Raw genomic sequence first — 25,842 nt, 5'->3', positions numbered from 1 at the left:
AAGAGCGGTTACGCCGCACGGAAAAGCTTGGCACCTGACGGAGCGCTGGTCGCGCCGCCGTCGACGGTGATTTCGATCGCCGTGACGTTCCGGGAGTCGTCCGATGCGAAGTAGAGGGCGGCCCTGGCGATCTCTTCGGCTTCGCTCATGCGGCCAAGGGGGCTCAGGCTGCCGAAGCGTGCTTCCAGGGCGTCCTTAGCCTCTTCCGTCATTGCTCTCGTATTCCAGATCGGCGTCTTGGTGGCGCCGGGCGTGACCTGGTTGACGCGGATGCCGCGCGGAGCGAGTTCGGATGCCAGGTTGCGGGTCATGGCACGGACGGCGCCCTTGGTGCCGGCATAGGCGGAATAGCCGGGGATACCGAGAACAGCGTGCACGGAGCCGTTCAGGATCACCGATCCACCGTCGTTCAGATACGGCAACGCAGCCTGCACCGTGAAGAAGACGGCGGTGAAGTTTGTGCGCACCACCGTCTCGAACTGCTCCAGCGTGGTCTTTCCGACGGCGGTTTCGCCGGCAATCCCGGCATTGGCGAAGACGATGTCGAAATTACCAAGCTTTTCAGCCGCTTCGGCGAAAGCTTTCTCAGTTGCTGCAACGTCGGTGACGTCGACCTGCAATGCCAGGACATCGCCGCCAAGCTCTTCAACGGCAGCGGCAAGGGTCTTTGGATTGCGGCCGGTGATGGCGACCTTGGCGCCCTCGGCGAGGAAGAGGCGGGCGGTGGCGAGGCCAATGCCGCTGTTTCCGCCGGTGATGATGGCAACCTTGTTCTTGAGACGCATGTTCGTAGCTCCTATTGGCTTTGATGGCGATCTGGATTACGATCGTTCGCTATAAGGATTATGATCATAATCCAAATTCGTCAAGACGGATTGAGGAGATTTTTCGATGGGCCATTCTCAGTTGGAGAAGCAGAAGACGCATGAGCGGATCGTGACGCTTGCCGCCAAGCGCCTGCGGGAGGAGGGGCTGGAGGGTATCGGCGTTGCCGATCTGATGAAGGAAGCGGGCCTGACGGTCGGCGGCTTCTATAAACATTTTGCCTCCCGAGACGAGCTCGTGGCCGAAGCCGTTCAGGTGGCGGTGGAGTCATGGCGGCGGCAATTGGAAGAGAAGGGGATCGATCCGGCGGATATTTCTCTGGAGAGCTATGCCGACGATTATCTCAGCACGCGGCATCGCGACCAACGCGGTGAAGGCTGTGCCTATGCCGCGCTGACGGCCGATATCGCGCGCAGCGGCGAAGCCGTTCGCACAATCGCGACGGAAGGAATACGGAGAAACATCGCATCGATGACGGCGCGCATGCCGCAGCCGGATACAGCGGAAGCGCGGCGCAACGCCATCATCGCCTCATGCCTGATGACCGGCGCTGTCGGCCTCGCGCGTATTGCAAACGACGACGAATTTTCCCGCGAAATTCTGGAGGCTGCGCGGAGCTTCGTGAAAGAGCTGGCAGCAGGCAACGAGACATAAAAAAGCGGCCGGTGGGGACCGGCCGCTCACAAAGAATTGATCGTGCTGGAGGCTTAGGCGGCCAGCGCCAGCTCGGTTGCGCGGGCCTGGGCAGCGCCGATTGCCTTTTCAGCGGCTTCCGGACCGAAGGCGACGCCTTCGATATAGACGGTTTCCACGTCGGTGATGCCGATGAAGCCGAGAACCGACTTCAGGTAGGGAACGGCGTGGTTGAGCGGAGCGGCCGGGCCTTCGGAATAGACGCCGCCGGAAGCGAGCACGATATAAGCCTTCTTGCCGGTCACCAGACCCTTCGGGCCGGTTTCCGTGTAGGTGAAGGTGCGGCCGGCGCGGGCGATATTGTCGATCCAGGTCTTCAGCGAGGAATAGATGTTGAAGTTGATGAGGCCGGTGCCGATGACCAGCGTGTCGGCTGCGAGCAGCTCGTCGACGAGCGCGTCGGAAACCTTGATCAGTTCCTGCTGCTCGGGCGTGCGGGCGTCGGCCGGCGTGCGGATGGCGGCAGTGAAGGGCTCGTCGATATGCGGCAGGGCAGTGGCGGCGAGGTCGCGATGGACGATCGTCTTGCCCGGGTTCTGGGCCTTGATCTTGTCGGCAAGCTCGCTGGCGATCTTGGTGGAAAGCGAGTCGGAGCGCGGGCTGGACGTCAGAAGCAGAATGGAGGACATGATTCTATTCCTTTTCAAAGGGTTGTGAGAGCCAGGCTGGGAGACTGACCATCGTTCGAGAAGAGAAATAAGACTGCAGTGCCATCGAAAAAACTGTGATAATATGGATTGGAATTATCGATAGAATGGATGGCCACCCAATGCTTCCCAATCCGACCCTCGACCAGTTGCAGGTCTTTTTGACCGTTGCCGAATCCGGCAGCTTTTCCGCTGCATCGCGCACGCTCAATCGCGCGCAATCGGTCATCAGCTACACGATCGCCAATCTTGAGGCCCAGCTTGAGATGCCGCTGTTCGAGCGCTCCGGCTCCCGCCAGCCGACGCTGACGGATGCGGGCAGAGCCATGCTGGAGGATGCGCGCCGTATTCTCTCCGATCTCGGAGTGATGCGTGCTCGTGTCAAAGGTTTGAAGGCGGGACTTGAAGCGGAAGTGGCGGTGGCCATCAGCGTGATGGTGCCGACGAATGCGACGGTCGACGTGCTGAGCGAGTTTCGCGATCGCTTCCCGCTCGTCTCGCTACGGCTCGACACCGGCGAACTCGGCACGATGATGGAACTCGTCGCCAGCGGTAAGTCGACGATCGGCATTGGTGGTGCGGTGCCGAATCAGGACGATTCGCTGGTGATCGAGCGTATCGGTCACTCCTTCATGCTTCCGGTAGCATCGCCCAATCATCCGCTCGCCCAGATCGAAAGGCCGTTGACGCTTGCCGATGTGCGAGACGAGGTGCAATTGGTCGTGACCGATGCCTCAGGTCTCACGAATGGGAAGGATTTCAACGTCCTGTCGTACAAGATCTGGCATGTCAGCGACATCGCGACCAAGCATCAATTGATGCGTGGTGGCCTCGGCTGGGGTGGGCTGCCGGCTTCGCTCATCGTGGAAGACCTGCAGAAGGGACGATTGGTGCGTCTGGCCCTCGATGCCTACGATCAGAGCGAATATCCGATCTACGCGGTCCACAAGCTCGACAATCCTCCCGGTCCCGCCGCTGCCTGGATGATCGAAGCCTTCAGCGAGCGCCTTTCAAAATGCCCGAACCAGGCGGATTTCAAGGCTGCCGTCGACATGTTTCATCTGGACGAAAAGCAGTTGGCGGCGGAGTGAAAACCCTCTCCCCGCTCCTGAGCTTGCCGAAGGGGCGGGGAGAGGGAACGACCGGGACTAAAGAACCAGCCGGAAGTTATGGAAGCCGTCGGTACCTTCGCCAGCGTCTTCGATCTTCACGCTCTTCACCTGGGCCAGGAAATCCTTGGCCTTGGGTGAGCTTTGGAACAGGACCGTCGTGCCCGGCAGCGGCTTGAACGTCCAGTTGCCGTCGGCGGTCGGATTGATTGTGCCCTGATCGTGGACATAGCGGACGATGACGTCGCGGTTAGTATCCGGAGCCTGGTAGACGACCTTATCCGAGGCGATTTCCGGGAAGTTGCCGCCGCCGCCGGCGCGGTAGTTGTTGCTGACGACCACGAACTTCTGAGTCGCATCGATCGGCTTGCCGTTGAACTGCAGGTTCTGGATGCGGTTGGCATCGGCATTCAGAACCTTGCCGTCATCGCCGAAGCGGCGCGGCTGCGAGAGGTCGATCTGATAGGTGACGCCGTCGATAACGTCGAAGTTATAGGACGGGAAGCTGTTGTTAATCAGATCCGCATCCTTCGCGCCCGGCTGGACCTGATTGAACATCGCCGCCGACATTTCCAGCCAGTTCTTGACCTGCGCGCCGTTGATGACGACCGCCTGCACCGTGTTCGGATAGAGATAGAGGTCGGCAACATTCTTGATGGCGATGTCGCCCGCAGGAACGTCGGTATAATAGTCGGCGCCGTTGCGGCCACCGCATTTGAAGGGAGCTGCTGCCGAAAGCACCGACAGATCCTTATACTGCGTCTCCTTCAGCATATTCTTGATGTACCAGAGCTGCGCCTGGCTCACGACCTGCACCGACGGATCGTCGGCGACCAGTGCGAAATAGGAGTAGAGCGGCGCGGAGGTCTTGCCGACGGGCGTGCGGACATAGGTCAGCGTCGCCTCATGCTCGGCCTTGGCCGCTTCCACGACTTCCTTCTTGTCGGCAACATCCGCGATGACCTTCTTCTTGTCGTCGCGGTGATAGATCGGCCGAGCCTCGGAGGTGAAGTCTACGATCTTCCAGCTCTTGCCGTCTTTTTCCAGTAGCAGGTCGATCAGGCCGAGATGCGAACCCCAGAAGCCGGCCATGACGGCGGGCTTGCCATGCAGTGTGCCCTTGACCGGATCGGCATCCTTGATGCCGTCCCAGGTCTTCGGACCAGGGAAGACGAGATGCTGGTGACCGGTGAAGATCGCGTCGATGCCGGGAACGGCGGCGACGTAGAGCGAGGCGTTTTCCATCTTGTCGGACGGGCCGCTGCCGTCGATGCCGGAGTGGGAAAGCGCAATCACGATGTCGGCGCCTTCTTCCTTCATCACCGGAACCCAGGCCTTGGCAGCCTCGACGATGTCGCGGGTCTGTGCCTTGCCTTCGAGATTCTTGATGTCCCAGAGCATGATCTGCGGCGGCACGAAGCCGATGAAGCCGATCTTGATCGTATTCTCATTGCCGGCGCCGTCCTTGATCTTCTTTTCGAGGATCAGATACGGCTTGAAGAACAGATCGTCCTTCTTCGGGTCGGAAGCGAGCTGACCCTTGGTCAGGTTGGCGCAGACGAAGGGGAAGTTCGCCCCGCCGAGCACCTTGAACATGAAGTCGAGGCCATAGTTGAACTCATGATTTCCGAGCGTGCCGACCTCATAGCCGAGCGTATTCATCGCCTTGATCACCGGATGGACGTCGCCGTCCTTCATGCCGTGCTGATAGGCCATGTAGTCGCCCATCGGATTGCCCTGCAGCACGTCGCCGTTGTCGATCAGCAGCGAGTTGGTGGCCTCGGCACGGATGTTGTCTATGATCGTTGCCGTGCGCGACAGGCCCATCGTGTCGTTCGGCTTGTCGGCATAGTAGTCGTAAGGGAAGACGTTGACGTGAATGTCTGTCGTTTCCATGAGGCGCAGGTGCGCCTGATTGCTGGCGGCGCGGGCCGCAAAAGGATGCAGCACAATGAGCGCGGCCGTGGCGCTAAGGCCCTGCAGCAACGAACGGCGCGACATGCTGGGCAATTCCAGAATGGAAGACATGAAACACTCCTTCAACAATGAATCTATCAGCCCTCGATCACCTCTCGGGGTGAGGGAGATTAAGACGAATTTTGAAGGTGTGCACCACGAATATGACAGGCTTATTGTGGTGCCGGCGCCAAAGAGCGAAGAAGCCCTCAGCGTTTGAGAACCGGCTGTATCTCCTTGTGGAAAAAGCGGAAATAGGAAGCAACCTGAGCCGACGCGTTGGAGGAGGGATCGAACTCGATGCCGATCCGGCCTCCATGGATCCAGCGCACGATGCCGTCCAGGATGCCGATCTCATCGCATTCGACACGGACCTTGCTGCCGGCGGCGGCATGGATCGGTGATTGCAGGTCGAGCGCAATGCCGCCGGTGGAAATATTGACGACGCGGCCGGTCACCGCCTTGGCGAAATATCGGACCCGACCCATCAGGCGGGCATGCTTGCGCGGCGAACGCCTCGCTTTGATTTTCAGATTGTTCTCCGTGAGCGGTTTTGAAATCGGCTGCATAACTGACCTCGATGCCTGTATCTGATGACACCGATAGCAGGCAGGCGTTGAAAGGTGTTTAGAACGATCGCTAAAATTGACGCGATCCGTTCCGAATCGGGACCGGCAGCTTTTAATGTTGCAATTCCGGGCATTCTCATGCTGGACGAGCGGGAGTTTGGGGAAAGAGGAAATGACGTTGCGCATCGTTTCGCTGAATGTTTGGGGCGGACTGCTGCATGAGCCGCTGATGCGATATCTCGTCGATATCGACGCGGATGTCCTGTGCCTGCAGGAAGTCGGGCGCACTGCAGATGCACAATCCGAATGGCTGGTTTACCGTGATCATGGCGTCGAGCTTCCGCAGCGGGCTAATCTCTTCGATGAGATCAGCGCAGCCCTTCCAGCATATGATGCCTTCTTCAGCCCGACGGCGCGGGGCGATCTCTTCGATGGCGATCGGCTGATCCCGTCCGAATTCGGCCTCGCAACCTTCGTGCGCAAATCCTATCCGGTCATCGGCCAAGCCTCGGGTTTCGTACATGGGGAATTCTCGGCCGACGGCTGGGGTTCGCATCCGCGGTCGCGCAATGCCCATTGCATTCGCATCTTCGATTACGAAGGTGGTTTCCCCGTCACCATCGCGCAGATGCATGGTCTGCGCGATATAGAAGGCAAAGGCGACACACCGGCCCGTCACACCCAGGCGAAGGCATTGGTGGAACTTATCCGGCAGGTTCACCAGGGCGATGAGAGGCTCGTCGTCTGTGGCGACTTCAATGTCCTGCCGGGGAGCGTCACCTTCGATGCCCTAAGCACATTCGGGCTTTTCGACCTCGTCACCTCGCGCGGTCACCGCGACACACGGACCTCCTACTATCGCAAGGAGCCGCGTTATGCCGACTATATGCTGGTGACATCGGCGGTGGAGGTGATTGCATTCGACGCCGTCGCCGAGCCGGAAGTCTCCGATCACCGCGCCTTGCTGCTGGACCTGCGATAGCTCTGCCGGCCGTGAGGCTCAGAGCCCGACATTCGGCCGGTCGATGATTTCGCGCAGCGCGAAGCTGGAATTGATCTTCACCACATGCGGCAGTGCGGAGAGCCAGTCACGGTGGATGCGTTCGTAATCTTCAAGATCGCGCGCGGCGACGCGCAGGATATAGTCGTATTCGCCGGACATGAGATAGCAGACGAGCACGTTCGGACAACGTTTCACCGCCGTTTCGAATTCCGACAGCGTCTTGGCAAACTGGCCGGACAGCGAGATGTGCACGATGGCGATCATCTTGTAGTCCAGCGCCTTGTGCGACAGCCTTGCATGATAGCCGCCGATCACGCCGTCCTTCTCCAGAATGTCGAGCCGGCGTGAGCAGGCGGAAGGCGACAGGCCGACCTTTTCGGCAAGTTCGGCATTGGTGATCCTGGCGTTCTGTTGCAGCACGCGCAAAATCGAACGATCGATGGTGTCTATGTCAGGCATTCGAAGATCCTTCGAAAAATCTCGCTTTGGCGCAATAATCCACGAAAAAAGCTGGTTCGGCAAATTGTCTTTGCAAGGACATTTCAGCGCGAAGGTGGTCTCATTCTCAGCGGAACAGTTGCAAACCGAATAAGCATTCAGGGAGAAGCAAAATGCGTGTTGGTTGTCCGAAAGAAATCAAGAATCATGAATATCGCGTCGGTTTGACGCCCGCATCCGTTCGCGAATATGTCGCCCATGGTCATGAGGTCTGGGTCGAGACCAAAGCGGGTGCAGGGATCGGGGCCGATGATCATGCCTATATCGCCGCCGGCGCCAAGATCGCCGCCACCGCGAAGGACATTTTCGAAAAGTGCGACATGATCGTGAAGGTCAAGGAGCCGCAGCCTTCCGAATGGGTGCAACTGCGCGACGGCCAGCTTCTCTATACCTATCTGCACCTCGCGCCCGATCCGGAGCAGACCAAGGGCCTGATCGCCTCCGGCGTCACCGCCATCGCCTATGAAACCGTCACCGATGAGCGCGGCGGCCTGCCGCTGCTTGCGCCGATGTCGGAAGTTGCCGGCCGTTTGTCGATCCAGGCGGGTGCCACCGCGCTGCAGAAGGCCAATGGCGGCCTCGGTATCCTGCTTGGTGGCGTGCCCGGCGTCTTGCCGGCCAAGGTCGCCATCATCGGCGGCGGTGTCGTCGGCCTTCACGCCGCCAAGATGGCGGCAGGGCTCGGCGCCGATGTCAGCATTCTCGATCGTTCGCTGCCGCGCCTCCGCCAGCTCGACGATATCTTCAACGGCCGTGTCCACACGCGCTATTCCAGCATTCAGGCGCTGGAAGAAGAGGTCTTTGCCGCCGATCTCGTCATCGGTGCCGTGTTGATCCCGGGTGCTGCAGCGCCGAAGCTCGTGACGCGCGAAATGCTCTCCGGCATGAAGAAGGGTGCCGTCATTGTCGACGTCGCCATCGACCAGGGCGGCTGCTTCGAAACCTCACATGCCACGACCCATTCCGAACCGACCTATGAGGTCGAAGGCATCGTCCACTACTGCGTCGCCAACATGCCGGGTGCGGTTCCGGTCACCTCGGCGCATGCGCTGAACAATTCCACCATCTATTACGGCCTCGCCCTCGCAGACCGCGGCCTGCGCGCCATTGCCGAGGACAAGCACTTGCGCAATGGCCTCAATATCCACAAGGGCCGTGTCACCAACAGGCCCGTCGCCGAAGCGCTCGGCTACGAAGCCTACGCTCCGGAAAGCGTCTTGAACGTAGCGTAAATCCCATCGCGCTGCGTTGAATGGAAGCGCCGGCATTTTACATGCCGGCGCTTCTTTCCATTGAGCTACTACGCCCGATCGATCCGGCACTGATAGCAATTGTTGCGCGCCGAGCGGACATGCACATAAGCGATGCCTTCGCGGCTCAGGAGGTCGGCAGCATAGGCTTTGATGTCATCGGTCGGTGTCACGGCGCCGGTGCCGTAGACGATGCGGTTGTTTTCGCCATAGCCCCGCACAATGAAATCCGGGCTGGTGGTCAGTACGGGCGGCAGGATTTCCTCGGCCTCATAACGCCGGCAAGGCGCTTTATGCAGGAAAACCGGCCCGGTCTCGGCATAGGGCTGCAACTCTGGAAACGGCCGATAGGCGAAAACAAAAAGCTCTTCGCCGGCATCGATATTCCGCAGGCAATGGCGGCAGGGATGGCCCGGGCCGTCCGAGATCGTTGTCTCTGGTAGGTGACCATAGGAATCCGTGCCACCATTCCAGAGGGTTTCGGCATCCGACGTGGGCATGGCGGCAAAGGCAATGGAGGGCATGACAAATCTCCTTTTTACGATTTGTCATGTGATGCGCCGCGACGGCAGGAGAAGCCACCCGATTCCTGCGGCTAGCTTTTCCTTGCCAGCTCCAGCAATTCCTTGTCGCTCAGCGGCCTTACGATGCCTTCGCCGGTCGAGACGGGGGAAAAGCCGAACATCTGATAGAGCTGAAGCGCCCGCGGATGGTCGAGATTGTTGGTGGTCGCGGTGATGCGTTGCGGGCTCAGCGTCCACATGGCGTAGAGCGCCTGCAACAGGAACCATTTGCCGATGCCGAGACCGAGAGCGTGCTCGATCAGGCCGAAATGGCTGAGCTCGATCGTCTCCTCATCCTCACGGAAATATTCGAAGAAGCCGGCCGGAGCGCCGTTAACATAGAGTACGCTGATGTCGTTGCGCTGGTCGTGCAAAACTGCCGTCAGCTCCTCGTCGTGCATGCGAAGCCGGTCGACCCAATGCCAGCGCGCGCCGACCTGGCGATAGAGATAGCGGTAGAAGGGCAGGGGAATGCCGGGCGAGCGCATGATTGCCGTCTGGATGTTGACGGGCACAGGCAGGCTCGCCTTGGGCGGCGCGGTCATTTCCAGCCGGGTGATATGGACTTTGAGCGACGATGGGGTTTTCACGGGGACGGTGCCGCTCAGTCTTTGCCAGTGACGATACGCGTGTCCGGCCGGCTGCCCCATTCCGACCAGGAGCCGTCATAGAGCCGGTTGGCGCCATGGCCGAGCGATTCCAGCGCCAGCGTTATGATGGCGGCGGTGATTCCGGAGCCGCAGGTGGTCACGACAGGCTTTTCAAGATCGATACCGGCCTTCTCGATCGTTTCGCGCAGTTCCGGCAGGGATTTGAACTTGCCGTTCACCGCGAAGCTGCCGGACGGCAGGCTTTTTGCGCCCGGCATGTGACCGGAGCGCATGCCTTCGCGCGGTTCCGGCTCGGTGGCCGCGAAACGGCCGGCGCTGCGGGCATCGGCGATCTGCAGCGAGCCGCTGTCGACGACCTCGCGCATCTCATCGAAGGGGACAATGCGGGCCGCATTGAAATTCGGCTTGAAGGTGGCCGGTGCATATGCGGGCAGGGCGATTTCCAGCGGTCGCCCTTCGGCCTTCCAGCCATCCAGGCCGCCGTCGAGCACGAAGACATTCGCAGCGCCCATGACGACATGAAATAGCCACCAGACACGCGGTGATGCGAAGATGCCGGGGCCATCATAGACCACGATGCGATCGGTCTCGCTGATGCCGAGCTTGCCGACCTCGGCTGCGAAGACTTCCGGCGAAGGCACCATATGCGGCAGGCCGGTAGAGTGATCGGCGATCTTGTCCTGATCGAAGCGGATGGTGCCGGGAATATGACCGCTGGCATATTCGGCATTGGCATCGCGCTTCTGCGCCGGCAGATAGAAGGATGCGTCGAGGATACGCAGATCCTTGGCGCCCAGTTCGCTCTGCAGCCAATCGGCGGATACGACGAAACGGCTCTTCTCCGCTGTCATGATGATCTCTCCCTGATTTATATCGGGCCTTATTGTTCCAGAAACCGCCGGCTTAGGCGTCGTCGGTGGGCGTGCCGAAACGGATGCGGAAGCGGCGGTTCTCCCTGCCCTTCTTCTCGATCTTGGCGATATAGATTGCCCCGACTTCCTGCGTCTCCGACACATGTGTGCCGCCGCAGGGCTGGCTGTCAATGGCGGAGTTCTCGCCGATGCAGACAAGGCTGACGCGGCCGAGTCCGATCGGCGGGCGCACATTCTTCGACTTGACGATACCCGGATTGGCTGCAAGCTCCTCATCCGTGATCCACTGGACGAAAACGGGATGGTTCTCGCTGACGAGCGCCATCATCTTCGCCGTCACCTCGTCCTTGTCGATCGTCTCGCTCATGTCGAAATCGACGCGGCTTTCATCCTCGCCGACCGCCGCACCCGTGATCGGATATTGGCAGACAACCGAGAGCAGATGGCAAGCGGTGTGCATACGCATCAGCCGGTAGCGGCGCGGCCAGTCGACATGCAGCACCAGCTTCTCGCCGAGGGCAGGCGGCGCTGCGCCCTCCTGCGGCACATGGATGATGATATCCTTCGTCGCCCCGTGCTTGGTCTGGCCAAGCACGATTTTGGAACCGTCGGCGCGCTCGAAGAAACCGGTGTCCCCCGGCTGTCCGCCGGAGGTCGCGTAGAAGCAGGTTTGATCGAGCTCTATGCCCCCATCCTCGTGAATTGCGGTTACGACAGCCTCAGCAGTCGAGAGATAGAAATCGTCACGATAAAGGGCATTCACCGACATAAAATCACGCCAGGTTTTCGTAAGGAATAGGAATATTGGAAGTCGTCGTCAGATATGCCGGCAGCGGCAGACCCTTCGATCTCAGGAAGTCCGGATTGAAAAGCTTGGACTGATAGCGATTGCCATAGTCGCAGAGGATAGTCACGATCGTATGGCCGGGGCCGAGATCCCTGGCAAGGCGCACGGCGCCGGCAATGTTGATGGCCGTCGAGCCGCCGAGGCAGAGACCTTCGTGTTCGACCAGATCGAAGACATAGGGCAGGGCTTCGGCATCGGTGATCTGATAGGCGAAATCAGGCGTAAAACCTTCCAGGTTTGCAGTTACGCGGCCCTGGCCGATACCCTCGGTGATCGAAGAGCCGGAGGATTTCAGCTCGCCGTTCTTGTAGAATTCGTAAAGTGCCGCCCCTTCCGGATCGGCGATGCCGATCTTGATGTCCTTGTTGAAACCATGCAGACCCATGGCGACGCCCGCCAACGTGCCGCCGGAGCCGACCGAGCAGATGAAGCCGTCGACCTTGCCGTTGGTGTCAGCCCAGATTTCCTTGGCGGTCGTTTCAATATGCGCCTGGCGATTGGCGACGTTGTCGAACTGGTTCGCCCAGATCGCGCCGTTCGGCTCAGTCTTCGCCAATTCCGCCGCAAGCCGGCCGGAAACCTTCACGTAGTTGTTGGGGTTTTTGTAGGGAACGGCCGGCACTTCCACCAGCTCGGCGCCGAGCAGCTTCAGCGCGTCCTTCTTTTCCTGGCTCTGTGTTTCCGGAATGACGATGACGGTGCGGTAGCCCAACGCCTTGGCGACCACCGTCAAGCCGATGCCGGTATTGCCCGCAGTCCCCTCGACGATGACGCCGCCGGGCTTCAGCAGGCCTTTCTTTTCGGCATCGCGGATGATGTAGAGCGCGGCGCGATCCTTGACCGACTGGCCGGGGTTCAGGAACTCCGCCTTGCCGAGGATGGTCGAGCCCGTCGCCTCGGAGGCACCCTTGAGTTTGATCAGTGGCGTGTTGCCGATCGCTTCTAGGACGGAGGGATGGACGGTCATGGAATCTCTGCCTTCTGTTCGGGACTACTGTAAGAACGGTCTTTTCCCTTCACAAGGCGGCATAGGCAAGAAATTCTGTTCCTCGCTATTTGTTCGTGCCGCAAAATTCGACTTGGCGACCTCATTGGCCGCAATCTTCGATCCGGTCCGCGTGTCTCCAATTGGTGACATTGTTTTCCATATCGGGCCCTTAATCCGGCCGAAAGCGGCCACAATGATGCGCTATCTCTAAAATGCCACGGACGGCCGCGAATAAGTGTCTGATGTAAGCGACCGCCAGCCAAGGAGAAGAGCCATGAGCCCGTTCATCGCACGCCCCGAACACGGAGTCGTCTGGATTACCGGCGCCAGTTCCGGTATGGGCCGCGCGCTCGCGCTGAAACTGGCCGAAGAAGGATATAAAGTCGCCGTTACGGCTCGCAGTCATGAAAAGCTTCTTGAGTTGCAGGCCGAGGCAAGCGCGCTTGCCGGCAGCATCGTCGTGCTCGACGGCGATGTTACCAGCGCTGAAGATATGGAGCACACCGTTGCCGCCATCGAATATCAGCACGGCCCCGTCGCCCTGGCGGTTCTGAATGCTGGCATCTATCTGCCGGCGCGGGGCGAGGACCTCAATCACGAGGTGTTCGAACGAAGCTTTGCCGTCAATCTCCACGGTGTCGTCAACTGCCTCGTTCCTGCGGTCCGGCATATGCGCTCCAGGGGATACGGGCAGGTTGCCCTTGTGTCTTCGGTGGCTGGTTATGGCGGCCTGCCCGGTGGCGCTGCTTACGGCGCCAGCAAGGCTGCGCTGATCAACATGGCCGAAAGCCTGAAGTTCGAGCTGGAACGGATGGGCATTCACATCCAGCTCGTCACCCCCGGTTATGTCGATACGCCATTGACCGCACAGAACAAGTTCGAGATGCCGGACGTGGTATCGGCGCAGCAGGCTGCGGACACGATCGCAGCCGGATTGAAATCGCCGGCCTTCGACATCAGCTTCCCGAAGGGCTTGGTCTATCGGGCAAAGCTTTTGAAGTTTCTGCCCTACAGCCTCTATTTCCGGGTGCTGCGATATTTTCTCGGCAGCGGCCATAAGCACCAGTCGGTCGGGCCGCGCGTAACGCCGCATCCGGCCGAATAGCGCTTAATCATCCTTCTTCAGTGATGCGTGTGCATCGAGCGCACGCTGCCGCGCCGCGGTGTGATCGACGATCGGCCGGGGAAAGTCCCTGCCGAGTTCTATGCCCGCACGCTTCAGCACCGTATCCGGCGCCTCGAATGGCCGATGGATGTATTTGCTGTCGAGAGCTGCCAGCTCCGGCACGAAGGTCCTGATATAGCCACCATCCGGATCGAATTTCTCGCCCTGCAGCACCGGATTGAAGATGCGGAAGAAGGGCGAGGCATCGGCGCCTGAGCCCGCCACCCATTGCCAGTTTGCAGTATTGGCCGCCGGATCGGCATCGACGAGCGTATCGCGAAACCAGGACTCCCCCTCGCGCCAGTCGATCAGCAGATCCTTGATCAGGAACGAGGCCGTGATCATGCGGACGCGATTATGCATCCAGCCGTGCCGCCAAAGCTGCCGGCTCTTTCTTCGATGTCGTCATGGCCTGGCCAGCCGACCGCCCGTTGTTTCTTCGCAGGATTTGTCGCTGCCGGAACCAGTATATGATGTCGGTCGCAAAATAGTTCCACCCATGCGCGTTTCATCGGGAAATAGTACCCGCAACTCTCGTGAGGAAATCTGGATGCGGCTTGTGATATAGAGGATGCTTGTCACTGTTCTGTAATGCAAATTCGCTAGCAGTCCACGCGATTGACGACCCAGAATTAAATAGGCGGGGAAGAATAACATGGCGGAAATCCGGATCGAGCAAGTTCGCAAGGCCTATGGACGCAATCAGGTCGTGCACGGCGTCGATCTGACCTTCCGCTCCGGGGAGTTCGTCGTCATTCTCGGCCCTTCCGGCTGCGGCAAGTCCACCCTGATGCGCATGATCGCCGGCCTTGAGGATATTACCTCGGGCGAAATTATTATTGACGGCAAGGTCGTCAATCAACTCGAGCCGCGCGAGCGCGGTTGCGCCATGGTCTTCCAGAACTACGCGCTTTATCCGCACATGGATGTCGCCGCCAACATGGGCTACGCGCTCAAGGTGGCCGGCGTGCCGCGCGCCGAACGTGAGCGTCGCATCAAGGAAACGGCCCGCATTGTCGGCCTGGAAGATTTCCTGGCCCGCAAGCCATCCGAGCTTTCGGGCGGTCAGCGCCAGCGCGTCGCCATGGGCCGCGCCATCATCCGCGAACCGAAGGTTTTCCTCTTCGACGAACCGCTCTCCAACCTCGACGCCAAGCTGCGCGTGCAGATGCGTGTCGAAATCCGCCGCCTGCACAAGCGCCTGTCGGCCACCTCGGTTTTCGTCACCCACGATCAGGTCGAGGCGATGACGCTCGCTGACAAGCTGGTGGTCATGTACAAGGGCAATGTCGAGCAGGTCGGCACGCCGCTTGAGGTCTACAACACGCCGCGCACCCGTTTCGTCGGTTCCTTCATCGGTTCGCCGGCAATGAATTTCCTCGAAGGCTCCTTCTCGGCGAACGGCGAGCAATTTATCTTTGATGGCCTGCCGATCGCCATCGACGCCAACATCGGCAAGCGCCACGCCGGCCTGCCGGTCACGCTCGGCATCCGCCCGGAACATGCGCGTCTCGTGCCGGCCGGCACGCCGGGCGCCGTTCCCGCCACGGTGGATTTCGTCGAAGAACTCGGCGCTGGCCGCGTCATTCACTGCGATATCAACGGCTCCAGCTTCGCCGTTGCCGTCGCCGATCATACCACCGGGCAAACGGGTGACGCCGTCGGCCTGGAGCTTGCCCAGCAGCATACGCATCTCTTCGCCCAGGACACCGGCCTGCGGCTCGACACCATTGCCTCGGTCACACCTCTCAAGGTTGCCGCAAACTAATTTTCAGACATCAATTTTCAGCAAGAGCGCCCGGAAATCCCTACCGATTTCCGGGCTTTTTGCTGCCCGGAACATCCCGCTTTCAGATTAAATCATCCAATCGGACAATATCTCTGGATTCTAAAACGAAAGCACCGTGCGTTCAAATGAACACACGGTGCTCTCAGCAATAGGCGGGGTACTGGAAGCCGCCGCATTCCCTCAGGAAACGCGGCAGGCAATCCGATCACTTTTCGGTGGCGATGAGACCGCGAACGAACCAGCGCTGCATCAGAACGACGACGAGGAGCGGCGGGATCATGACGATCAGCGTGCCAGCCATGGCGATGTGCCATTCGGGAAGGCCGCCGACGTTCGGGATGAGCTGCTTGAGCTCGGTCACCGCGGTCCCATGCGCCGGATCGGTGGTGATGAGCAGCGGCCACAGATATTGATTCCAGGCCCAGAGGAACATGATGGTGCCGAGCGCAGCCATATTGGTGCGCGACAGCGGCAACAGGATATCGAAGAAGAAGCGCAGCGATCCGGCGCCGTCCATGCGCGCGGCTTCCGTCAGTTCGTCCGGTATCGTCAGGAAGAATTGACGATAGAGGAAAGTACCGGTCGCCGTGGCGACCAGCGGCAGGATCAAGCCGAGAGAGGAGTTAAGCAGCCCCAGATCCAGAGAGACCTGAATGTCTGTAACCTTCTCGATGAGCCAGGTAAGGCCAGTGATGTCGAGAAGCCCCTGGTAGGGCGACAGAACGTTCGCTATGACCGCATAGGTCGGCACGATACGCACTTCGAGCGGCAGCATCAGCGTTATGAAGACCAGCCAGAAGATGAAATGGCGGCCGGGATACCGGAAATAGACAAGCGAAAATGCGGTGAGCGCCGAAACGATCACTTTGCCTGCGGCCACGCCGGTGGCGAAGATCAAGCTGTTCAGCAGCTTGGGGCCGAGATTGGCCGTGGTCCATGCCGTCGTTATGTTAGCCCAGAATTCTGTGCCAGGAATCAGCGACATTGGTACCTGATTGACGTCGGTCATATTGTGGGATGCGGCGATCGCCACGATGGCTATCGGTCCCGCAGCCGCCACGAAACCGATGAACAGGATCAGATGGGTGAAGAAATTGAGAATAGGTGTGCGCTCGACCATGTCAGCCTCAACGGTAATGCACGCGCCGCTCGATGAAGCGGAACTGGAAGACGGTGAGCACGATGATCAGCAGCATCAGAATGATACTTTGTGCCGCCGCGCCGGAAAAATCGAGGCCTTTGAAGCCGTCGGAATAGATCTTGTAGACCATGAGATTGGTTGAGTTGTGCGGGCCGCCTGCGGTCATGATGTCGACGATGCCGAAGGAATCCTGGAAGCTCTCGGTGATGTTGATCACCAGCAGGAAGAAGATCGTCGGCGTGATCAGCGGGAACTGAATGTCCCAGAAGCGCCGGAGCACGCCGGAGCCATCCATCGCCGCTGCTTCGATCAACGAGCGCGGAATGGCCTGGAAGGCGGCGAGGAAGAAGATGAAGCTGTAGCCGATATATTTCCACGAGAAGGCGATAATGATGGTGGCCATGGCGTCCGCACCGTTGAGGCCCGGGTCCCAGAGGCCCGGCCAATAGTGGTTGACGATGGACATGAAACCGGCTTCCGGTGCCAGGATGAAACGGAAGGCCATTGCCGAAGCAGGCGCCGCGATGCCGTAAGGCCAGATGAGCACGACGCTGTAGAACTTCGAGCCACGGAGCTGCCGATCTGTGAGAGCGGCCAGTATCAGCGCGACGCCCATGGAAATGCTGGTGCTGATTGCCGCGAAGATGATGCTGATCGTCACCGAGTTCCAGTAATCGGCACTGGCGAGAATCGATTTGAAGTTGTCGAGCCCGACCCAGATATTGCCGCCGCCCCAAGGTTGCTGCAGCGTCAGCGACCAGAAGATCGCCTGGCCAGCCGGCCAATAGAAGAAGGTGAAGATGAGGAGGAGCTGCGGCACTGCGAACAGGATGCCAACGCTCCACTTGCTGAAAGTCGTACGCTTTTCCATTGCTTCTTCCGGCTTGGACCCCTGAGCGCCGCGCGGTCATCTGAACGCATAAAGGACGCTCTACCGTTTGAATCGAGAACATCTCGTCCGTTTCAGATGAAACCAACCGAAAGCGGATACTCTAGTGCCAATTGCGGTCATAACGAACGTCCGCCGGGATTTCCCGACGGACGTCGTCTATTTCTGCGCTAACTGCTTACGGCAGTTGCTTGCCCTTGTAGGTAGCTTCGAAGCGATCGAGAACAGCATTGCCGTTCTTGACGAGGTTGTCGATACCTTCCTGGACGCTGACCTTGTTGGCAAAGATGGCCTGCATCTGGTTGCCGAATTCGGCGCGGATCTGCGTGAAGTTGCCGAGGCGGACGCCACGGGTGATCGGGGTCGGCTCAGAAGCGGTCAGGCTGGCGATCGCGACTTCGCGGCCCTTATACGGAGCCTTGTCGTAGAAGCCGTTGGACTTCATGAAATCGAAGCCCGACTTTCTGACCGGGATGTAGCCGGTGTTGGTCGACCAGAAGAGTGCGGTTTCAGGCTTGCCGATGAAGTCGAGGAACGCTGCTGCGCCCTTGTATTCGTCAGCCGACTTGCCGGAGAGAACCCAAAGCGAAGCGCCACCGACGAGCGAATTCTTGCGCTCGGTGCCAGCGTAGACCGGAAGTTCGGCAACATCCCAGTTCATGCCGGCCTTCTGCGTCTTGCCGACGGTGCCATGGTCGCCGACCGAGGTCATGATCATCTGGCAATCGCCCGCTGCAAAGGCCTGAACCATATCCTGGCCGAGATCCTTGGACTTGATCTTGATGAGGCCGGCATCGTACCAGCTCCTGAGGTCGGTGACGTACTTGACGAACTTGGTCTTGTTGACGGTCAGGCGGGCATCGAGGCCATCATAGCCGTTGTTCTGGGTAGCGACCGGCTCGCTGTGGATGGCCGAGAACTGTTCCATCAACTGCCAGCTTTCGTTGCCGGAGATGTTGATAGCCATCGGGCAATCATAGCCAGCGCCCTTCAGCGCCTTCATATCGTCGGCGGCTTCTTCCCAGGTCTTCGGAGCGGCGGTCTTGCCGATCTTGGCGAAGGCGTCCTTGTTCCAGTAGAGCAGGGCGGTCGAGGAGTTGAACGGGAAGGAAAGCAGTTCGCCCTTCGAGGTGGCGTAGTAGCGGGCGATGCCCGGGAAATAGTCGTCCCAGTTAACCTTGTAGCCGTTTTCCGACATCAGCTTGCCGACCGGATAATAGGCGCCGGAGAGCATCATGGTTGCCGTGCCGACGTCATAAACCTGCACGATTGCCGGCTGCTTGCCAGCGCGGAAGGCGGCAATGGTGTTCTGCAGAGCGGCGTCGTAATTGCCCTGGCCGACGCAGGAAACTTCATAGTCCTTCTGCGAATTGTTGAAGTTCGTGCACAGGGTCTGAACGACACGCTCCAGATCGCCGGACAGGCCGAACCAGAAATCGAACTTGATCGGAGCAGCAGCAGCCGGCAGGGCCAGCGCTAAGCTCATGACACCGGCGGCAGCCGCCGAAATGCAGTTATAAAATTTGGACATATCCCTATTTCCTTTTGAAAGCCCGGATCCGGTGGCCTTGCGCAAGTCCGCGGCAGCGGCGTTATAGACAAGCTGTGTGACAGTTTGTTGTGGGTGAAAATCTCGCAGCCACAGGCAGTTTTGCGCCTTTGCTAACGCTTTTAAAGGGCTATCGCGGATTAATTCTTTTGGAGTAGGAGACGGCGCTTTAAGCATAGAATAAGGTGCGCCTAATATTTTGGCATGGGGAGGAGTCGTGCATGGGTCGTCGATCCCCGCGCCTCATCAGGATGGAACGATATATAATGAGGGAACTGCTGCTGATCATGGCGGCGCTTACCTTGATGGCGCTTGGCCCCTTGGCGCTCCTGATTGCAGGATATTGAAGGGCTTGAACTGGCCCATGAGCTCTTCTTGTCGCCCGCACGGATCGTGTGCATGATCTCCCCACATCGTGACGAAGGCGTCGGGGAGGGAATCAATGGGCCTAAGCGAGCGGCAAAAAATGGCGGCGGGGGAATGGTATTGCTGCTTCGATGCGGAACTCGATGCCCTGCGCGTGCTTGCTCGGGAGGCTGTGCATCAGCATAACACCATGCCGCCCGGCCAGCGCGGCGGTATCGGCCCGGCGCTGTCCATGCTTTTTGCCGGTGTGGCCGACCGCGTGTTCATCGAAGCGCCCTTTCATTGCGCCTATGGCATGAACATCTCGCTCGGCCCGCGCGTCTATTTGAATGCCGGCTGCACCATTCTCGATACCGCTCCGGTGCGCATCGGCGAGGGCAGTATGCTGGGGCCGGGCGTTCATATATATTGTGCCGAACACCACAAGGATCCGACGCAGCGACGCACAGGACTGGAAATCGCGCGGCCGGTTGAGATCGGCAGGGATGTCTGGATCGGTGGCGGCGCCATCATCGTAGGCGGCGTGACGATCGGCGATGGCGCGATCGTCGGGGCAGGCGCGGTCGTCACCAGGAATGTCGATGCGGGCACGACCGTGATCGGCAATCCCGCAAGGGCTTTGGCCGCCAGATAGGTGACATCAATCCGCGGGGCGCCGCCGTCTTGTCCACCATACCGCAAGGCGCCGTCGCCAGCGCCGCACGAGCGGCAGATCATGGGACAACACCACGAAGCCCAGCGGCAACATCCAGAAGCCGAGGACCGGCAGGAAGCCAAGACATCCGCCGAAGATCAACGCCAGGCCGACGCCAAGACGGGCAAGTCTCGATCGCGGAAGCGGAATACGAAGGGAGCCAATGACAAGCTCATATGTGGTATGATCTATCCCGAAACGCCGCGTCTTTCCGTTGCCGTTGCGATCGGTCTTTTCTCTGGTTCTGCCTTGATCGGTCATCCACAGGAAATGGTAAGGCGACGAAATAATACAAGGGAAATGGATTTTTTTGAAAAAACCGCTTGGCAAATCGGGAAAGCATTTGTATTACCCCGCTCACACCGCGCCAAGCGGTATTCCCTGGTAGCTCAGCGGTAGAGCATTCGACTGTTAATCGACAGGTCGCCGGTTCGAATCCGGCCCGGGGAGCCAGTTTTTAAGATAAGTGCCTGTTTTTGTTGTGTTTTCAGAAACAGGCACTTTCTTACCCTCTTTCCCTCCCCACTTTTGGCAAGCGCTAAGTTGCTGATTTCGTTGGTTGGCTGTCAGCAGCTTCATGCGCCAGCAATAGAATCTAGCATTCAAGAGATACCTCCTTGTCACTCTGCCGCAGGCTCGTCGTCCATAGAACGAAGAAATTTCGCGTCGACAATAGGATCAATTCGGTCTGCTTGAGCTAAAGCCCAGTAGCACCATTTTTCAAATTCTTCCTGTTGATCGCCATCCGGCACCGCCGTTCGTATTGTTTGCACGTATCGTCTTATTTCAGCTGCCCGCTGGAATGCTGCAGCATCGTACAACAGGCGGTCGATGCGGGCCTGACTTAGTTTTTCCAGGCGCTCCCGCTCCGCGCGCTTTGATTCCTCACTCCACTTTCTTTCTTGCTCTTCTCGCTCAGCCTTCCAATGCAGAAGCATCTGGTACCGGTGCAATTCGCCGGCCCGCTGCTGCACTTCAGCGGCAAGCACAAGATTAATCGCGATCTCAGTGGCAAAGTCCTCAATCTTGCCATCAACGCCATCAACCCAAGAGTTACGGAAGTCGTTCGATTCGTAACCTGTCTTGATCAAAAAAAGCAGCTTCTCATCCGAGGCGCCGCCCTGTCTGTCGCCTCTCCGATTCGAGTGTTTTGGCCGGTCGAGATCAATGCCGATCGTACAACGATAGAATGATAGATGGACCTCTCTGGCGTAGGGGCCGCGCACAAGCGGCTGTCCGTTCATTTTCGCTACCGCCAGGAAAAGAGCATTGAGCAGTCGCAGCCGCCTTCGTTCGAGGGGCAATTCGAAAGTTCTATTGATGCCGGAAAGACTACTGCTCCGTTGTTCTGCATCGTTTAGAATTTTCGCAATGGCCGGCTGCCATTGCCGGACATTCTGAATGACCTGCACCTTGCCAATGGATTTCGCTATGCGTTCCCGCAAATCGTTTATTGACTCGGAAAATTCTGGTGGCTTTGGAGGCGGATCGGAACGGTCGCTGCCTTGCAAACTACCGTAGATGCCGCCGACAATAATTTCATTGTCCATACCTGGCGGGCGAAGGGGCAGTGGAATCTGCACGGTCCGTTTCCCAGCTTCCTTTTTCGCCCAGTAGCCGCGGTTGGGCGTCGGAATAAGCGACTTCACGCAAGTTTTCTTGAGAGCTACATCGGATATTTTGAACCGGCCGCAAAGGGTTTTCATCGGTTCGGACCACACTAGGTTGTAAAGCTCTTCACGTGAAAGACGTTCAGTCATGTTGTCCTGCTGTAAACGCTGATTTTTACAAATCTCGTCAAGCTGTTTTTTTCAACCACAGATACTTGACGTTTTTGTCAGTTTACAACATATTCGTCATAGTCAAGCGGTTGTGGTGGTCGCCTGACTTGCGCGGGGTGGTGCCCGCATGAGGACTTGCAGGAGCGAGTTCGGCCCTTATGGGTGAAACCGCAGCTTCAGCTGCCGGCAGCGTTCCCGAGGAACGTGGCGTCAACGACGTCGATCAACTTCTAATCCGGCCATGGCGTGCCGATTACACCGATCCTTCAAATCTATTTTGATCAACTTGACGCCAGGATTCCGTCCATGGCGATAGAGAGGAGACACCATGAATCTAACTGCGTCCAATGATAATACACCTGTGCTCGTCAGCCTGAACGACGTTTGCAAGATGACGAGCCTGTCGCGAACAATGGTGAATCGATATCGCGCAGAGAGTCGGTTCCCAAAGGCCGTGGAGCTCGGTGACCGTCGGGTTGCCTTCGTTCGGTCGGAAGTAGCCGCGTGGATCCAAAGCAAGATCGCCGCCAGGGCCGCAGCGTGAGCCTTATACAGAGCGTGACGGGGTCGCCGATGTCATGGCCGGCATCCTTTCGGTGGAGAATGACTCACGAGTTTAGGACATAGACACCCCTTGACGGAATCTGCCGTTTCTCAGTTAATGAACTAAGCATCCACACACCATCATCATCAAACGACCGGCCCAGCGCCGGCGAAGGAGGACTATGCCCATTATCAGCACCAAAGAAGGCCTGAAAATAAACTCTGCGCACGTCGTGCAGTTCACGAAGCTTCGAAACGGCCAGACCCGTTTCCTTCTGTCGACCGGCGGAGAGCAATATTGTGAGACTTACTCTGACGTCGCCGAGCTTTTCATTCCGGTCATTAAGGCCAACCCAGGTTTCGTTGCTGTATTCGCAGAGCGTTGGGGAGACGGCACTTTCACATACAAGCATCGGTCTGTAATTGCGTGGCGTCTTTGCCCATCTGGGAACTATCCAATCTTCGAGGGCTACTACGGCGAGGGGGACTACGAGGTCGTAATCGACCCCAGTGGTAGCGTCTACGACTCTGACCATAACCAGTACGCAACGCTGGAGGATTGGAAAAAAGAATACGAGGCAGAGGCAAATGAGCGAGCTGCAGCGTCGAATGATTCCACTGCGGCTAAGGCAGCCTGAATGACGCCAGTCATCCAATCAATAACGGCGGTCGAAAGGCCTCCATCCTCCCCTCATACGGGGAGAACGATAGCCAGGTTCACCGTCCAGTTAGGTGAAATCCGCCTCTTCGGCCTTCTCCTCCGTGAATATCCAGACGGTACGCGGCGGACTGTCGCGCCCAATTTAGGAGGCCACCACGTAGCAACATTCCAGCCGGGCATCGCGGGGCTGATCACCGACGCCGCATCGAACGCTCTTAAAACCGGAGGCCAGCTTGCCGAAAATTCCAGCCGTCAAACAGCCTAACACCGCAGCCGCCTTCGACGAGTGCGCGGTCCGTTCTCACGTCGGGATGCTGCACCAGTTGGCGGTCGGCATCGCGGGAAAGTTTGTGGTCTCGACGTTCTTTGCCAATCCGACTGGCGAGGACAGGACGGGTGGTATCATTAGCCACCATGCAGTTGGCGATGTCGACGGGACCGTGGATGCTGTCATGGCGCACGCATTCACCCCAAACGCGAATGTCTACATCTGCCCGAGCATCATGCGTCCGACCTTAGAACGCGGCAAGAAAGGCGGGGAGGGTGACGTTGTCGCGGTGTTGGCCTTAGTTGCCGACCTCGACGACGACACGGGTCGATCTGGTACCATGCCCATTGATCCCGCCTACGTTATCGAGAGTTCTCCCGGAAATTTCCAATGCTTTCTCCTTCTTGACCGTCCGATGCCACCTGGCGAGGCGAAGCCATTGGCAATGGCATTAAAGCGCGCTGCCAATGCCGATCATTGCACTGCCGATATGTCGCACGTCTGGCGCGTGCCTGGATGCCTGAACTGGCCCAACGCCAAAAAGTTGGCGCGCGGTCGCTCTCCTGATCCCGTTACTGTGAGCGTTGCTGAGGCGTGGGATGGATCGCTTATCAGCGTCGACGAATTGCGTGCGACCCTCCAGCAATGGGCGTCGGCACCCGCTAGCGGACAGTCGGTGACACTCGGTGAACTGCCGTCCGCTGATGGGATCACTGTGTCCGCAGATGCCGCAGAAATGCTCGCGGCCAATGATGTTGGCGATAGGAGCGAGCATGCCGCTCGCGTCGTCGAACAGCTGGCTTTCGACGGGCTAACGGCCGAGCAGGCATGCGCCGTCTTCCAGGCGGCGACTGGCGACTGGCTTCATAAGTATTCGACGGAAGACCGGGCACAAACGGACTTCGAACGTATGTGGGGCAAGTTCGGGGCTCGCCATGCAGAGGAGCGTACGGCTGGTGCAGGAATCGCTGCCAGCTTCAATGCTAAGAGGAAACCGCCAGCGGCGGCCAACGACAACACACCAACGTCCGCCGCCGCGCCGGTGCGTCCAGTCGACCCCTGGCTTCAACGCAAGCACCCACCGCTGCCCGACGGCTTGCTTCCCTCGGCCATTGAGGACTTCGCAAGATCGCAGGCCGAAATCATGGGCGTTGACCCTGGCGGGCTTGCGGCGGCTGCACTTGCGGTCTGCGCTGCGGCCATCCCCGACAGTATCACGCTCAAAGTGAAACGGTTCGACGACTGGCAGGAATCTGCTCGGATATGGGTGGCCCTCATCGGCAACCCAAGTGCCAAGAAATCACCCATCATCAACGCCGCCTCTCGACCTCTCCGGACACTCGATGATGAGCTCGTCCGCAAGTACCTTGAAGAAAAGCGAAAATACGATGCACTGACCAAAGACGGAAAGGCTGAGACATCGGCGCCAAGGCAGGTGCGTCTCCGTATTGAGGATGTCACCGTCGAGGCGGCACAGGAAATTCTTCGCGACAGCAGCAATGGCGTTCTGCTTGTCCGTGACGAGCTGTCCGGCTGGTTCGGCAGCATGGAGAAATACGGCTCTGGAAAGGGTGCGGCAGCCGATCGAAGTTTCTGGCTTCAGGCATTCAATGGCGGCGGCTATTCGGTGAATCGCGTCGGCCGAGGTGTTGTCGCGATCGACAATCTGTCAGTGTCGATGCTGGGCGGCATCCAGCCGGAACCGATTCGCAAGATCGCTACCGAAGCAGCAGACGATGGACTTCTGCAGCGCCTATTTCCGATTGTTCTGGGGCCATCCAGCGTTGGCGTTGATGCGCCGCCATCGGCAGCGGTCGCGGCCTACAGCGGCCTCGTCCAGCGCCTTCATACCTTACAGCGTCCGCTGCTCGGCGGTATGTCCGAGGCTCCGCTAAAGTTTGACACCGGCGGCCAAGTGTTGCGGCAAGACCTTTCTGAAAAACACCACGAAATGCAGACCAGCTGGGAGATCATCAACAAGAAGTTGGCCGCCCACATCGGCAAATATGACGGCCTGTTCGCGCGACTTTGCGTAGTGTTCCACTGCATTGAGTCAACGTCGCCACGACCAGCATCTGTGATCCCTTTCGACACCGCCAATCGAGTAGCGGACTTCTTGCACGAGTTCCTGTTCCCGCATGCATTGGCGTTCTACTCGAATGTTCTGGGGCTCTCAGATGGTCATGACGCGCTTCTCGCCACTGCTGGATGGATCCTGGCCCATCAACCAGAGAAGGTGACCGTGCGCGATGTTCGCCGCGGTGATCGCACTATGCGCGACTTGGACGATGAGGAGGCGGCCGAGGTGTTGCGTAAACTGGATGCGATGGCGTGGCTTGATCCGATACCGCAGGTGCGCCGGGATTCGGTGGCCTATGCTGTCAACCCAGACGTTTTTGTCGAATTCGAGCATCGGGCATCGCAAGAAAAGACACGTCGCGCTCGAGTTCGCGATTTGATTGCATCTTCTTCATCGTAGCAACCAATGGCGGACAACTGTCACCAACTGTCCCTTGCGCGCATGGCAACACGATAGAAATTTGAGCGCTCTCTATAGAAAATTCA

26 protein-coding genes, 1 tRNA gene and 1 pseudogene are annotated in these 25,842 nt (G+C 58.8%); 12 read left to right on the top strand and 16 right to left on the bottom strand.

All coding sequences use genetic code 11. The annotated features are described in order from the left end of the window. Nucleotides 1-8: 8 nt before the first annotated feature. Nucleotides 9-785 carry an SDR family NAD(P)-dependent oxidoreductase gene (locus QD357_RS02260; RefSeq protein WP_107107850.1) on the bottom strand — a complete coding sequence of 259 codons (777 nt, stop codon included), beginning with the start codon at nt 783-785 and terminating at the stop codon, nt 9-11. A gap of 106 nt (nt 786-891) precedes the next feature. On the opposite strand from QD357_RS02260, the gene QD357_RS02255 reads away from it, so the two are divergent. Then, nucleotides 892-1,479 carry a TetR/AcrR family transcriptional regulator gene (locus QD357_RS02255; protein ID WP_107107851.1) on the top strand — a complete coding sequence of 196 codons (588 nt, stop codon included), beginning with the start codon at nt 892-894 and terminating at the stop codon, nt 1,477-1,479. 53 nt (nt 1,480-1,532) lie between these two features. On the opposite strand, the gene QD357_RS02250 is transcribed toward QD357_RS02255, so the two are convergent. Further along, entirely contained in the window at nt 1,533-2,147 is a 615-nt protein-coding gene (locus tag QD357_RS02250) for an FMN-dependent NADH-azoreductase (RefSeq protein WP_107107852.1), read from the bottom strand. A gap of 140 nt (nt 2,148-2,287) precedes the next feature. Here QD357_RS02250 and QD357_RS02245 point away from each other — a divergent pair, with 140 nt between their 5' ends. Then, entirely contained in the window at nt 2,288-3,256 is a 969-nt protein-coding gene (locus tag QD357_RS02245; protein WP_107107853.1) for a LysR family transcriptional regulator, read from the top strand. Nucleotides 3,257-3,313: 57 nt separating this feature from the next. On the opposite strand, the gene QD357_RS02240 is transcribed toward QD357_RS02245, so the two are convergent. Then, a complete protein-coding gene (locus tag QD357_RS02240; protein ID WP_107107854.1) occupies nt 3,314-5,302 on the bottom strand; it encodes a bifunctional 2',3'-cyclic-nucleotide 2'-phosphodiesterase/3'-nucleotidase in 1,989 nt (662 codons plus the stop codon). Between the two features lie 137 nt (nt 5,303-5,439). Next, the gene (locus tag QD357_RS02235; protein WP_107107855.1) at nt 5,440-5,799 is read right to left on the bottom strand and encodes a PilZ domain-containing protein; all 360 of its coding nucleotides are present in this window, start codon (nt 5,797-5,799) and stop codon (nt 5,440-5,442) included. 172 nt (nt 5,800-5,971) lie between these two features. Between QD357_RS02235 and QD357_RS02230 the strand changes: the two genes are divergently transcribed. After that, a complete protein-coding gene (locus QD357_RS02230; RefSeq protein ID WP_181316040.1) occupies nt 5,972-6,781 on the top strand; it encodes an endonuclease/exonuclease/phosphatase family protein in 810 nt (269 codons plus the stop codon). A gap of 18 nt (nt 6,782-6,799) precedes the next feature. On the opposite strand, the gene QD357_RS02225 is transcribed toward QD357_RS02230, so the two are convergent. Continuing rightward, nucleotides 6,800-7,261, bottom strand: coding sequence for an Lrp/AsnC family transcriptional regulator (locus QD357_RS02225; protein WP_107107856.1), 462 nt, complete (start codon nt 7,259-7,261; stop codon nt 6,800-6,802). A gap of 152 nt (nt 7,262-7,413) precedes the next feature. On the opposite strand from QD357_RS02225, the gene ald reads away from it, so the two are divergent. Further along, nucleotides 7,414-8,532 (top strand): alanine dehydrogenase, encoded by a 1,119-nt coding sequence (ald, locus tag QD357_RS02220; RefSeq protein WP_107107857.1) that lies wholly within the window; start codon nt 7,414-7,416, stop codon nt 8,530-8,532. A gap of 68 nt (nt 8,533-8,600) precedes the next feature. On the opposite strand, the gene QD357_RS02215 is transcribed toward ald, so the two are convergent. From QD357_RS02215 to QD357_RS02195, 5 genes are all read right to left on the bottom strand, one after another. After that, on the bottom strand, nt 8,601-9,074 hold the full coding sequence (locus QD357_RS02215) for a DUF1203 domain-containing protein (protein WP_107107858.1): 474 nt from the start codon (nt 9,072-9,074) through the stop codon (nt 8,601-8,603). A gap of 71 nt (nt 9,075-9,145) precedes the next feature. Further along, nucleotides 9,146-9,658 (bottom strand): GNAT family N-acetyltransferase, encoded by a 513-nt coding sequence (locus QD357_RS02210; RefSeq protein ID WP_107108132.1) that lies wholly within the window; start codon nt 9,656-9,658, stop codon nt 9,146-9,148. Nucleotides 9,659-9,717: 59 nt separating this feature from the next. After that, a complete protein-coding gene (sseA, locus tag QD357_RS02205; protein WP_107107859.1) occupies nt 9,718-10,575 on the bottom strand; it encodes a 3-mercaptopyruvate sulfurtransferase in 858 nt (285 codons plus the stop codon). Nucleotides 10,576-10,627: 52 nt separating this feature from the next. Next, nucleotides 10,628-11,365 (bottom strand): alanyl-tRNA editing protein, encoded by a 738-nt coding sequence (locus tag QD357_RS02200; protein WP_107107860.1) that lies wholly within the window; start codon nt 11,363-11,365, stop codon nt 10,628-10,630. Between the two features lie 4 nt (nt 11,366-11,369). Continuing rightward, entirely contained in the window at nt 11,370-12,410 is a 1,041-nt protein-coding gene (locus tag QD357_RS02195) for a cysteine synthase A (RefSeq protein WP_107107861.1), read from the bottom strand. A gap of 295 nt (nt 12,411-12,705) precedes the next feature. On the opposite strand from QD357_RS02195, the gene QD357_RS02190 reads away from it, so the two are divergent. Beyond that, nucleotides 12,706-13,536 (top strand): SDR family NAD(P)-dependent oxidoreductase, encoded by an 831-nt coding sequence (locus QD357_RS02190; RefSeq protein WP_107107862.1) that lies wholly within the window; start codon nt 12,706-12,708, stop codon nt 13,534-13,536. Between the two features lie 3 nt (nt 13,537-13,539). Here QD357_RS02190 and QD357_RS02185 read toward each other — a convergent pair. Next, a pseudogene (locus QD357_RS02185) lies at nt 13,540-13,983 on the bottom strand (FAD-binding domain-containing protein); the annotation flags it as partial. 268 nt (nt 13,984-14,251) lie between these two features. Here QD357_RS02185 and QD357_RS02180 point away from each other — a divergent pair. Beyond that, on the top strand, nt 14,252-15,364 hold the full coding sequence (locus QD357_RS02180) for a sn-glycerol-3-phosphate import ATP-binding protein UgpC (protein ID WP_107107863.1): 1,113 nt from the start codon (nt 14,252-14,254) through the stop codon (nt 15,362-15,364). Between the two features lie 226 nt (nt 15,365-15,590). On the opposite strand, the gene QD357_RS02175 is transcribed toward QD357_RS02180, so the two are convergent. The 3 genes from QD357_RS02175 to QD357_RS02165 all read right to left on the bottom strand — a co-directional run bounded on the left by QD357_RS02175 (nt 15,591) and on the right by QD357_RS02165 (nt 18,946). Beyond that, nucleotides 15,591-16,505 carry an ABC transporter permease subunit gene (locus QD357_RS02175; RefSeq protein WP_107107864.1) on the bottom strand — a complete coding sequence of 305 codons (915 nt, stop codon included), beginning with the start codon at nt 16,503-16,505 and terminating at the stop codon, nt 15,591-15,593. Nucleotides 16,506-16,512: 7 nt separating this feature from the next. Continuing rightward, nucleotides 16,513-17,397 carry an ABC transporter permease subunit gene (locus tag QD357_RS02170; protein ID WP_107107865.1) on the bottom strand — a complete coding sequence of 295 codons (885 nt, stop codon included), beginning with the start codon at nt 17,395-17,397 and terminating at the stop codon, nt 16,513-16,515. 196 nt (nt 17,398-17,593) lie between these two features. After that, nucleotides 17,594-18,946 carry an extracellular solute-binding protein gene (locus tag QD357_RS02165; protein WP_414124006.1) on the bottom strand — a complete coding sequence of 451 codons (1,353 nt, stop codon included), beginning with the start codon at nt 18,944-18,946 and terminating at the stop codon, nt 17,594-17,596. 239 nt (nt 18,947-19,185) lie between these two features. Between QD357_RS02165 and QD357_RS02160 the strand changes: the two genes are divergently transcribed. Beyond that, nucleotides 19,186-19,311: a hypothetical protein gene (locus QD357_RS02160; RefSeq protein WP_414124005.1), complete on the top strand. Its 126-nt coding sequence runs from the start codon at nt 19,186-19,188 to the stop codon at nt 19,309-19,311. 95 nt (nt 19,312-19,406) lie between these two features. After that, nucleotides 19,407-19,964, top strand: a complete 558-nt coding sequence (locus tag QD357_RS02155) for a sugar O-acetyltransferase (protein ID WP_414124004.1) — start codon at nt 19,407-19,409, stop codon at nt 19,962-19,964. 6 nt (nt 19,965-19,970) lie between these two features. On the opposite strand, the gene QD357_RS02150 is transcribed toward QD357_RS02155, so the two are convergent. Continuing rightward, nucleotides 19,971-20,285, bottom strand: coding sequence for a hypothetical protein (locus tag QD357_RS02150; RefSeq protein ID WP_107107868.1), 315 nt, complete (start codon nt 20,283-20,285; stop codon nt 19,971-19,973). A gap of 117 nt (nt 20,286-20,402) precedes the next feature. Between QD357_RS02150 and QD357_RS02145 the strand changes: the two genes are divergently transcribed. Next, nucleotides 20,403-20,477 (top strand) — tRNA-Asn (locus QD357_RS02145). A gap of 167 nt (nt 20,478-20,644) precedes the next feature. On the opposite strand, the gene QD357_RS02140 is transcribed toward QD357_RS02145, so the two are convergent. Next, complete coding sequence (locus QD357_RS02140) at nt 20,645-21,784, bottom strand: hypothetical protein (RefSeq protein WP_414124003.1); 1,140 nt, start codon at nt 21,782-21,784, stop codon at nt 20,645-20,647. Between the two features lie 349 nt (nt 21,785-22,133). Between QD357_RS02140 and QD357_RS02135 the strand changes: the two genes are divergently transcribed. The 3 genes from QD357_RS02135 to QD357_RS02125 all read left to right on the top strand — a co-directional run bounded on the left by QD357_RS02135 (nt 22,134) and on the right by QD357_RS02125 (nt 25,756). Then, nucleotides 22,134-22,349: a helix-turn-helix transcriptional regulator gene (locus tag QD357_RS02135; protein ID WP_414124002.1), complete on the top strand. Its 216-nt coding sequence runs from the start codon at nt 22,134-22,136 to the stop codon at nt 22,347-22,349. A 181-nt stretch (nt 22,350-22,530) separates the two neighbouring features. Next, the gene (locus QD357_RS02130; protein ID WP_414124001.1) at nt 22,531-22,986 is read left to right on the top strand and encodes a hypothetical protein; all 456 of its coding nucleotides are present in this window, start codon (nt 22,531-22,533) and stop codon (nt 22,984-22,986) included. Between the two features lie 256 nt (nt 22,987-23,242). After that, a complete protein-coding gene (locus QD357_RS02125; protein WP_414124000.1) occupies nt 23,243-25,756 on the top strand; it encodes a DUF3987 domain-containing protein in 2,514 nt (837 codons plus the stop codon). Nucleotides 25,757-25,842 lie beyond the last annotated feature (86 nt).

It is taken from the genome of Rhizobium sp. BR 317 (assembly GCF_047445835.1).
Taxonomy (GTDB): domain Bacteria; phylum Pseudomonadota; class Alphaproteobacteria; order Rhizobiales; family Rhizobiaceae; genus Rhizobium; species Rhizobium paranaense.
Note: the sequence above shows the minus strand (reverse complement) of the source record. Positions and strands in the feature narration are given on the sequence as shown.

Excerpts from the sequence above, each read along its gene's own strand:
- QD357_RS02135 (WP_414124002.1), top strand. The coding sequence starts at position 22,134 with ATGAATCTAACTGCGTCCAATGATAATACACCTGTGCTCGTCAGCCTG.
- QD357_RS02240 (WP_107107854.1), bottom strand. The coding sequence starts at position 5,302 with ATGTCTTCCATTCTGGAATTGCCCAGCATGTCGCGCCGTTCGTTGCTG.
- QD357_RS02255 (WP_107107851.1), top strand. The coding sequence starts at position 892 with ATGGGCCATTCTCAGTTGGAGAAGCAGAAGACGCATGAGCGGATCGTG.
- QD357_RS02130 (WP_414124001.1), top strand. The coding sequence starts at position 22,531 with ATGCCCATTATCAGCACCAAAGAAGGCCTGAAAATAAACTCTGCGCAC.
- sseA (WP_107107859.1), bottom strand. The coding sequence starts at position 10,575 with ATGACAGCGGAGAAGAGCCGTTTCGTCGTATCCGCCGATTGGCTGCAG.
- ald (WP_107107857.1), top strand. The coding sequence starts at position 7,414 with ATGCGTGTTGGTTGTCCGAAAGAAATCAAGAATCATGAATATCGCGTC.
- QD357_RS02225 (WP_107107856.1), bottom strand. The coding sequence starts at position 7,261 with ATGCCTGACATAGACACCATCGATCGTTCGATTTTGCGCGTGCTGCAA.
- QD357_RS02150 (WP_107107868.1), bottom strand. The coding sequence starts at position 20,285 with ATGACCGATCAAGGCAGAACCAGAGAAAAGACCGATCGCAACGGCAAC.
- QD357_RS02165 (WP_414124006.1), bottom strand. The coding sequence starts at position 18,946 with ATGTCCAAATTTTATAACTGCATTTCGGCGGCTGCCGCCGGTGTCATG.
- QD357_RS02140 (WP_414124003.1), bottom strand. The coding sequence starts at position 21,784 with ATGACTGAACGTCTTTCACGTGAAGAGCTTTACAACCTAGTGTGGTCC.
- QD357_RS02155 (WP_414124004.1), top strand. The coding sequence starts at position 19,407 with ATGGGCCTAAGCGAGCGGCAAAAAATGGCGGCGGGGGAATGGTATTGC.
- QD357_RS02160 (WP_414124005.1), top strand. The coding sequence starts at position 19,186 with ATGGGTCGTCGATCCCCGCGCCTCATCAGGATGGAACGATATATAATG.
- QD357_RS02200 (WP_107107860.1), bottom strand. The coding sequence starts at position 11,365 with ATGTCGGTGAATGCCCTTTATCGTGACGATTTCTATCTCTCGACTGCT.
- QD357_RS02175 (WP_107107864.1), bottom strand. The coding sequence starts at position 16,505 with ATGGTCGAGCGCACACCTATTCTCAATTTCTTCACCCATCTGATCCTG.
- QD357_RS02245 (WP_107107853.1), top strand. The coding sequence starts at position 2,288 with ATGCTTCCCAATCCGACCCTCGACCAGTTGCAGGTCTTTTTGACCGTT.
- QD357_RS02235 (WP_107107855.1), bottom strand. The coding sequence starts at position 5,799 with ATGCAGCCGATTTCAAAACCGCTCACGGAGAACAATCTGAAAATCAAA.
- QD357_RS02170 (WP_107107865.1), bottom strand. The coding sequence starts at position 17,397 with ATGGAAAAGCGTACGACTTTCAGCAAGTGGAGCGTTGGCATCCTGTTC.
- QD357_RS02195 (WP_107107861.1), bottom strand. The coding sequence starts at position 12,410 with ATGACCGTCCATCCCTCCGTCCTAGAAGCGATCGGCAACACGCCACTG.
- QD357_RS02190 (WP_107107862.1), top strand. The coding sequence starts at position 12,706 with ATGAGCCCGTTCATCGCACGCCCCGAACACGGAGTCGTCTGGATTACC.
- QD357_RS02215 (WP_107107858.1), bottom strand. The coding sequence starts at position 9,074 with ATGCCCTCCATTGCCTTTGCCGCCATGCCCACGTCGGATGCCGAAACC.
- QD357_RS02230 (WP_181316040.1), top strand. The coding sequence starts at position 5,972 with ATGACGTTGCGCATCGTTTCGCTGAATGTTTGGGGCGGACTGCTGCAT.
- QD357_RS02250 (WP_107107852.1), bottom strand. The coding sequence starts at position 2,147 with ATGTCCTCCATTCTGCTTCTGACGTCCAGCCCGCGCTCCGACTCGCTT.
- QD357_RS02210 (WP_107108132.1), bottom strand. The coding sequence starts at position 9,658 with ATGACCGCGCCGCCCAAGGCGAGCCTGCCTGTGCCCGTCAACATCCAG.
- QD357_RS02180 (WP_107107863.1), top strand. The coding sequence starts at position 14,252 with ATGGCGGAAATCCGGATCGAGCAAGTTCGCAAGGCCTATGGACGCAAT.
- QD357_RS02260 (WP_107107850.1), bottom strand. The coding sequence starts at position 785 with ATGCGTCTCAAGAACAAGGTTGCCATCATCACCGGCGGAAACAGCGGC.